This window comes from Lactobacillus porci, from assembly GCF_009695985.1.
Classification (GTDB): Bacteria; Bacillota; Bacilli; order Lactobacillales; family Lactobacillaceae; genus Lactobacillus; species Lactobacillus absianus.
The window spans coordinates 1-3,580 of record NZ_VUMX01000056.1; the positions used below are offsets into that span (position 1 = coordinate 1).

At 51.3% G+C, this 3,580-nt stretch carries 1 protein-coding gene, 16 tRNA genes and 1 rRNA gene; all 18 read right to left on the reverse strand.

Annotation, left to right across the window (positions count from 1 at the left end; genetic code table 11):
* Positions 1-38: 38 nt before the first annotated feature.
* Positions 39-126, reverse strand: a tRNA-Ser gene (locus tag FYJ62_RS10200).
* A 45-nt stretch (positions 127-171) separates the two neighbouring features.
* Positions 172-243, reverse strand: a tRNA-Glu gene (locus FYJ62_RS10205).
* 234 nt (positions 244-477) lie between these two features.
* A tRNA-Ser gene (locus tag FYJ62_RS10210) sits at positions 478-565 on the reverse strand.
* A gap of 2 nt (positions 566-567) precedes the next feature.
* Positions 568-641 (reverse strand) — tRNA-Ile (locus FYJ62_RS10215).
* 3 nt (positions 642-644) lie between these two features.
* Positions 645-715 (reverse strand) — tRNA-Gly (locus FYJ62_RS10220).
* Between the two features lie 17 nt (positions 716-732).
* Positions 733-805: transfer RNA gene (locus tag FYJ62_RS10225), tRNA-Phe, on the reverse strand.
* Positions 806-832: 27 nt separating this feature from the next.
* Positions 833-906, reverse strand: a tRNA-Ile gene (locus tag FYJ62_RS10230).
* 12 nt (positions 907-918) lie between these two features.
* Positions 919-992: transfer RNA gene (locus tag FYJ62_RS10235), tRNA-Met, on the reverse strand.
* Between the two features lie 39 nt (positions 993-1,031).
* Positions 1,032-1,105 (reverse strand) — tRNA-Pro (locus FYJ62_RS10240).
* A gap of 9 nt (positions 1,106-1,114) precedes the next feature.
* Positions 1,115-1,188, reverse strand: a tRNA-Arg gene (locus FYJ62_RS10245).
* Positions 1,189-1,193: 5 nt separating this feature from the next.
* Positions 1,194-1,279 (reverse strand) — tRNA-Leu (locus FYJ62_RS10250).
* A gap of 12 nt (positions 1,280-1,291) precedes the next feature.
* Positions 1,292-1,363, reverse strand: a tRNA-Gly gene (locus tag FYJ62_RS10255).
* A gap of 7 nt (positions 1,364-1,370) precedes the next feature.
* A tRNA-Thr gene (locus tag FYJ62_RS10260) sits at positions 1,371-1,443 on the reverse strand.
* 21 nt (positions 1,444-1,464) lie between these two features.
* Positions 1,465-1,546: transfer RNA gene (locus tag FYJ62_RS10265), tRNA-Leu, on the reverse strand.
* A gap of 12 nt (positions 1,547-1,558) precedes the next feature.
* Positions 1,559-1,631, reverse strand: a tRNA-Lys gene (locus FYJ62_RS10270).
* Positions 1,632-1,633: 2 nt separating this feature from the next.
* A tRNA-Val gene (locus FYJ62_RS10275) sits at positions 1,634-1,706 on the reverse strand.
* A 272-nt stretch (positions 1,707-1,978) separates the two neighbouring features.
* A complete protein-coding gene (arcA, locus tag FYJ62_RS10280) occupies positions 1,979-3,205 on the reverse strand; it encodes an arginine deiminase (RefSeq protein WP_154549555.1) in 1,227 nt (408 codons plus the stop codon).
* Positions 3,206-3,415: 210 nt separating this feature from the next.
* Positions 3,416-3,532, reverse strand: a 5S ribosomal RNA gene (gene rrf, locus FYJ62_RS10285).
* Between the last annotated feature and the right edge of the window lie 48 nt (positions 3,533-3,580).

Below are 3,580 nucleotides of genomic sequence, written 5' to 3' on the forward strand. Positions count from 1 at the left end.
ACGAGCTACCAGACTGCTCCATCCCGCGATAATGAAAAAGGAGGATGTGGGATTTGAACCCACGCAGGAGTTGCCCCCTCTAACGGTTTTCAAAACCGTCCCCTTAAGCCACTTGGGTAATCCTCCAGATTATCTGGATAATGACATATTCAATTGTCTGCCTTCCGGCAATGACCCGTACGAGATTTGAACTCATGTTACCGCCGTGAAAGGGCGGTGTCTTAACCACTTGACCAACGGGCCGTTTGCTTAACAGCACTCTTATTATATTAGATGAAAGCTGCTATTCTGTCAAGGCCTTTTTTTCAGGCCTCGCCGACGCCTTGCCGCGTCAACAAATAATAGAATACAGAAAAAGCAGTCTTTTGGCAAGCCCTTTTTACAAAAAAACTAGCTTTTTCTCAGCTAAGGGCAAATTAGCAAGAGAAAATAAGGCCCGAAGGCAAAAAAAGAACCGCTCACGCGGCTCTTCAGTGACGGAGTAAGAGAGATTCGAACTCTCGCATCAGTTTCCCGATCTACACCCTTAGCAAGGGCGCCTCTTCAGCCACTTGAGTATTACTCCAATGGGCCTGGATGGACTTGAACCATCGACCTCACGCTTATCAAGCGTGCGCTCTAACCAACTGAGCTACAGGCCCATAAGCGGGTAACGAGAATCGAACTCGCGACAACAGCTTGGAAGGCTGTGGTTTTACCACTAAACTATACCCGCAAATATTCATATGTAGATGGCGCGGGACGGAATCGAACCGCCGACACATGGAGCTTCAATCCATTGCTCTACCAACTGAGCTACCGAGCCATTGTTCCTCTCCGGCAAAGCCGATGATGGACCTTGTAGGACTCGAACCTACGACAGGACGGTTATGAGCCGTCTGCTCTAACCGACTGAGCTAAAGGTCCAAGTATCCAAAATAGCGGCGGGGGGGATCGAACCCTCGACCTCCCGGGTATGAACCGGACGCTCTAGCCAGCTGAGCTACACCGCCATATGTAATCAATATGGACTAAACTATATTCAATTACAATCGGGAAGACAGGATTCGAACCTGCGACCCCCTGCTCCCAAAGCAGGTGCTCTACCAAGCTGAGCTACTTCCCGTAAAGATGATGCACCCAGTAGGACTTGAACCTACAACCTTCTGATTCGTAGTCAGACACTCTATCCAGTTGCGCTATGGGTGCATTAGTGCCGAAGACCGGGGTCGAACCGGTACGGTTGAAACCAACCGCAGGATTTTAAGTCCTGTGCGTCTGCCAATTCCGCCACTCCGGCAAAAGAAGGCTAAGCGGAAGACGGGATTCGAACCCGCGACCCCCACCATGGCAAGGTGATGTTCTACCACTGAACTACTTCCGCATATTAATGCCGATTATACGACTTGAACGTACGACCCCCTGTTTACAAGACAGATGCTCTACCAACTGAGCTAAATCGGCTTGATGTATCAGATGATACAATACGGGTGGTGGGACTTGAACCCACACGTCCGAAAACACTAGAACCTAAATCTAGCGCGTCTGCCAATTCCGCCACACCCGCAGATCAGGGCCATGAGTCGTGAGGGACTTGAACCCTCGACCCTCTGATTAAAAGTCAGATGCTCTACCGACTGAGCTAACGACTCGATGGAGGATATAGGGCTCGAACCTATGACCTCCTGCTTGTAAGGCAGATGCTCTCCCAGCTGAGCTAATCCTCCGAATCATTGGCTACGGCCTGCGCCGTAAGCACAAATACTAGTATACCGTATTCGGAAAAGAATGCAAGTGTTTTTTCGAAAAAAGAACGCTGCAGGTGGCTAACCCGGGATGCGGTTTGGGATTTGGCTGGGGGCTTGGGGCTTAGTAGGGGGCTTCTTCAAAGGCGGGTTCCCGAAAAGTACCCAACTGCGGCCCTTGTTCCAAATGAGGCTGCCAATAGCAAGCAAAACGCCCATCTAGGTTAGATGAGCGTTTTAACCGTTTAATAATGCTATTCCAGGTCTTCCCGGACCAAAGGACAGGACATGCAGCGCGGACCTCCGCGCCCGCGGGACAATTCACTGGAGCGGACCTCATGGACGATGATCCCGTGCTTTCGGAGCAAGTCATTGGAGACATAGTTGCGGTCATAGGTCACGACTTCCCCAGGCGCGATCGCCAAGGTGTTGGACCCATCGTTCCACTGCTCTCTGGCCGCCGCGATCGGGTCGCCGTTGCCAGTTGGGATCAGGTCGATTTCAGATTTGCCCAAAGCCCTCTTTAAGACTTCAACCAATTGCGTGTAGTGCTTTAAGGTGATCTTGCCGTTTTTTCCAGGATGCAGAACCCAGCTGTCCACCTGCCCGTCATCAGTCAAAATTGCCGGGTGGATCGTAAACTGGTCATAGTTGATCATAGTAAAGACCGTGTCCAGGTGCATCATGGCATGGTTATGCGGGATCGCGATGGCAATCACCGTGTCAAAATTGGAGCCTTTGAACAGCTGCTCAGCAATTTCCACGATTGCCTGGGCGCTGGTCCGCTGCGAGATCCCGATAGCCACGACATGATCGCTCAAGACCAGCTCGTCCCCGCCCTCAATATGGCTGACATGGTCTCTTCCCCGCCAAATTGGCACCTTGCTGGCAAAACGGGTGTTGTAATTGAGAATGTACTCCGTGATCATCGATTCCCGCTGGCGGGCCGGGTAGGTCATCTTGTTGACGGACATGCCATTGCCGATCGCGGCTTGCGGGTCCCGGGTAAAGTAGGCGTTTGGCAAGGGATCCAGCAAAAAGGTCCAGGTGCTTTCAGCTGAAACGGCCGCCAGGTCCAATTCCTGATATTCAATTTCCTCCCGGCGCACCCCTTCATAGATCTTAGCCACCAAATCCTTCGGCTCCAGAGATTCCAGATGCTCGATTAAGGCATCGTGGGTGGCCCCAACGATAAAGCCCGCCTCCTTGACCTGCCTGGCGATAAACTCCTGCCTGACCTTCTTGGCGGTCAAGGCCTCGGCCAGCAGGTCCTCGGCATAAAGGACTTCAGTGCCGTTTTCCCGCAGGGTCTGAGCGAAAAAATCATGTTCAGCCTGGGCAATCGGCAAATAAGGAATGTCATCAAACAGAAGCCGGTCCATTGAATCCGGGGTGATGTTTTCAATCTCATGCCCCGGTCGGTGCAGCATTACCGTCTTGAGCCGGCCAATTTCTGAGTTGACGTGAATCGGACTAGTCATAATCGTTAGCTCCTCTCTGCTTTGCTATCAATAACAGCAATTATAACCAAAAAATTAAGACCGCAGAATACGCTCCCTGACAAACGCCGCAAGCTTAAGCAAAAAGCATGAACTGTCTCAGAATCTTAAGTCACAGGCTGAAAATCGTTCAAAAAACAAAGGCAAAAATGGAACAAAAAAAGAGCCAGACTTCCGTCTGACTCTTGCTTCGCGCGGCAGCGCCCTATCCTCGCAGGCAGTTTCCCACCAACTACTTTCGGCGCGAAGAAGCTTAACTTCTGTGTTCGGCATGGGAACAGGTGTATCCTTCTTGCCACTGCCACCGCACTCTTTTCTTTGAGCTTGCACGCTCAAAACTGAATACTCTCATCCAAG